The following is a 3348-nucleotide window of genomic DNA, read 5'->3' on the forward strand; positions in this document are numbered from 1 at the left end:
CCTCACCGGCTTCTACCGCGACGTCCTCGCCCTCCAGCTGGGGTCCAGGGTCGCGATCGCCAACGCGGACGCCGAGGGCGCCCTGGAGCGGCTGGCCCGGGCCGGCTCGCCCGAGGCCACGCTGCCGGACACCCTCGGGGTCACCGTCGCCCCAGATCTCCGGGCGCAGGATCGCCTGGTGCCGGAAGTCGATCGGGTCGTCGCACACGGCCTGTCCGCCGAGGTGGTGGGAGGTCGCCCAGACCTTCAGCCCGTACCGCTCCAGGACGGCCTGGCGCTGGGGCAGGTAGTCGGGGTCGGCCTCGGCGCGGGCCAGGTCCAGGTGGTCGCCGGAGGCCGCGATCTCCAGACCGCCGTACCCCCACCCACCCGCCAGCCGCCCCACCTCCTCGAACGGCAGATCCGCCCACTGGCCGGTGAAGAGGGTGACCGGCTGCCGGGCCGGTTCCTGGCTCTGGTTCATGTGCAGCCTCCTTGGCGTTCCGGATACTTTAGCTTACGGTGAGCAAAAGTCGACCTTGCTGGAGCCATCGCTCTCCGTTTTTTCGACCTTTTCACGCGTTAGCTCCCCGGGAGGCTCTCCTCCGGGAGAGAGAAGAGGTGTGTGTCATGCGCGTCGCTGTCATCGGTACCGGCTTCATGGGGGCCGTGCATACCCGGTCCGCGCTCGTGGCGGGCGGCGAGGTGGTGGGCGTGGTCGGGTCGACGCCCGAGAAGGGCCGCCGCGCCGCCGCGGAGTTCGGGGTCGGTCGCGGCTTCGACTCGGTCGAGGACGTGCTGCGGCACGGGGTGGACGTGGTGCACGTGTGCACACCCAACGCTACGCACGCGGAGTTCTGCCGTGCGGCCCTCACCGCCGGTGTCCCGGTCGTCTGCGAGAAGCCCCTGGCCACCGACGCCGCGACCGCACCCGAACTCACCGAACTGGCGGCGGAGCGCGGGCTGGTCACCGCCGTGCCCTTCGTGTACCGGTACTACGCGTCCGTGCGTGAGGCACGCGACCGGATCCGGCGACCGGGGCATCGGCCCCCCTGGCTGATCCACGGCAGCTATCTGCAGGACTGGCTCGCCGACGCAGAGGCCACCAACTGGCGGGTCGACCCGGCGGACGGCGGTGCCACGCGCGCGTTCGGGGACATCGGGGTCCACTGGTGCGATCTCGCCGAGTTCGTGACCGGGCAGCGGATCACCCGCGTGAACGCGTCCTTCGCCCGCGCGGTCCCGGCCCGGCCGGCGGCGGACGGCACCCCGCGCCCCGTCGAGACCGAGGACGGCGCGGTCGTACTCCTCGAGACCGACGCCGGCGCGATCGGATCGGTGGTGGTCAGCCAGGTCTCCGCCGGGTACAAGAACGCGCTGTCGTTCTCCTTCGACGGGCCGGACGCCAGCTACGCGTTCCGCCAGGAGACCCCGGAGTCACTGTGGATCGGCGGCCGGAACGCCAACGAGGTGCTGCTGCGCGACCCGAACCGGTCCGGGGCCCCGACCGGGCGGGCGGCCCGCCTGCCGTCCGGGCATCCGCAGGGCTACTACGAGGTCTTCGCCGACTTCGTCGCCGACGCCTATGCGGCGATCCGCGGCGAACAGGTCACCGGCATGCCGTCCTTCGCCGACGGGCTGCGCGCGGCCGACATCGCCCAGGCGGTCGTCGACTCGGCACGCGACGGCGGCTGGGTCGACGTCCCGGCTGCCGGGCAGGCGATCCGGTCCGCGTAGGCACGGCAGATCGTCGGGCGATCCGGTCCACGCAGGCACGGCAGATCGTCCAGGCGATCCGGTTAGCGTAGGCACGGCAGTGCGTCACGGGCGGCCTGCCGTCCCTGGCGGGACCGACGTTCGGCATCTTCCTGCCCGTATACATGGCCGGTCGGGCTGCCCCTGGGACAGGGAAAGGTCCCTGTAGAGCCGCGTGGAGCCGCTACCGCGCGCCCGCCAGCGGCACGTCGAGCGGGAGCGGCTCGGTGAAGTCGCCGGTGCGTGCGCGGATCCCGCGCGGGGTCCCGTGCCGGAGCCACTGGTCGAGCAGCTCCGGGTGCAACAGTTCGTCGATGACCAGGGCCGCCGCGCCGACGACTCCCTCGGAGCGGTCCAGGGCGACCCGGTCGATGACGAGTTCGTCGGTGGCCAGCGGCAGCGACCGTCTGGCCACGACCTCGGCGACGGGGTCCCGGAACACGTCGCCCGCCTGCGCCAGCACGCCGGCGAGGTAGACCGTCGACGGGTTGAAGACGCTGACGAGCGTCGCCAGCTGTCCGCCGACCAGTTCACCCGCCCTGGTGACGAGTTCGGTGCTGACCCGGTCGCCGGCCAGGCAGCCGTCGAGCACGTCGGCGACGGCCAGCGGCGCGTCCCGGCGCTCCAGACGCTCGGCCAGGAAGGGGCTCCGCCCCTCCAGGGCCGCGGCGCGTGCGTCACGGGTGAGGGCCCAGCCGCCCGCGAACGCCTCGAGGCACCCGAACTTGCCGCACCGGCACCGGTGGCGGGACTCCTCGGCGACGATGGTGTGCCCTAGGTCGCCGGCCGCGCCGCGCGCTCCCCGGTGCAGCCGGCCCCTGGACATCAGGCCCAGCCCGATCCCGGTGCTCGCCTTGACGAGCAGGATGTTGTCGCCGGCGGCCGCCCGGGTCCGGCTCCAGGCGCCCAGCGCCATCAGGTTGGCGTCGTTGTCGACCCAGGCCGGCACGTCGTAGTGGGCTTCGAGCCGGTCCCGGAGCGGGAAGCCGTGCCAGCCGGCCATGATCGGCGGCTGCACGGGCATCCCGCGCGCGAAGTCGACCGGCCCGGGAACACCCACGCACACCCCCCACAGGCGCTCCCGCAGCTCCGGGTTGAGCAGTTGCCCCGCCACCTCGACCAGTGTGGCCAGGGACGCCTCAGGGCCCGACTCGATGTCCCACGGCATTCGCCGCTCGGCGAGCACGGTCCCGTCCAGGTCGGTCACCGCGGCGTGCAGATGGGTGGCGCCGAACACCGCGCCGAGGACGACACCTCGGCCGGACGCGATCCGCAGGATGCGGGAGGGCCGTCCGCCGGTGGAGGGGGCCGGCTCGCCCTCGACCACCAGGCCGACCCGGATCGCGTGGTCCACCCGCTGCGTGATGATCGTCCGGCCCAGCCCGGTCTGCCGGCCCAGGTCGGGCCTGGTCACGGCAGCTCCGCTCCTGATCAGGCTCAGGACCAGGGAGAGCGTACGGGTGTGGTCGGTCATGCAGTGAGCTTATGGTCCCGGCGACCTCCGCGACCGCGGGCCTCGACAGCACTCCGCGTCCGACTCCGGAGCGATCTTCAACGCGGCCCCCGACGCCCAGCTCGTCGTCACCGTCGTCGGCGCCGTCACCCTCCTCTTCG

Annotated in this window: 2 protein-coding genes and 2 pseudogenes; 2 read left to right on the plus strand and 2 right to left on the minus strand. The window is 73.0% G+C overall.

Translation table 11 applies throughout. The features are described 5' to 3' along the window. A pseudogene (locus KVT45_RS58335) lies at positions 1-124 on the plus strand (DNA polymerase III subunit delta'); the annotation flags it as partial. On the opposite strand, the pseudogene KVT45_RS57510 reads toward KVT45_RS58335, so the two are convergent. Next, a pseudogene (locus KVT45_RS57510) lies at positions 119-463 on the minus strand (sugar phosphate isomerase/epimerase); the annotation flags it as partial. The pseudogenes KVT45_RS58335 and KVT45_RS57510 sit on opposite strands and share 6 nt — an antisense overlap. 146 nt (positions 464-609) lie before the next feature. Between KVT45_RS57510 and KVT45_RS54760 the strand changes: the two are divergent. After that, positions 610-1716, plus strand: a complete 1107-nt coding sequence (locus tag KVT45_RS54760) for a Gfo/Idh/MocA family protein (RefSeq protein WP_217562555.1) — start codon at positions 610-612, stop codon at positions 1714-1716. 202 nt (positions 1717-1918) lie between these two features. Here the strand turns inward: KVT45_RS54760 and KVT45_RS54765 are convergent, their stop codons facing one another. Further along, complete coding sequence (locus KVT45_RS54765) at positions 1919-3208, minus strand: ROK family protein (RefSeq protein WP_217562557.1); 1290 nt, start codon at positions 3206-3208, stop codon at positions 1919-1921. Positions 3209-3348 lie beyond the last annotated feature (140 nt).

Origin of the sequence: Streptomyces sp. GbtcB6 (genome assembly GCF_019091475.1) — a bacterium.
Lineage (GTDB): Bacteria > Actinomycetota > Actinomycetes > Streptomycetales > Streptomycetaceae > Streptomyces > Streptomyces hyaluromycini.

Bases quoted from the DNA above. Each gene is read 5' to 3' on its own strand.
- KVT45_RS54760 (WP_217562555.1), top strand. From the start codon at position 610: ATGCGCGTCGCTGTCATCGGTACCGGCTTCATGGGGGCCGTGCATACC.
- KVT45_RS54765 (WP_217562557.1), bottom strand. From the start codon at position 3,208: ATGACCGACCACACCCGTACGCTCTCCCTGGTCCTGAGCCTGATCAGG.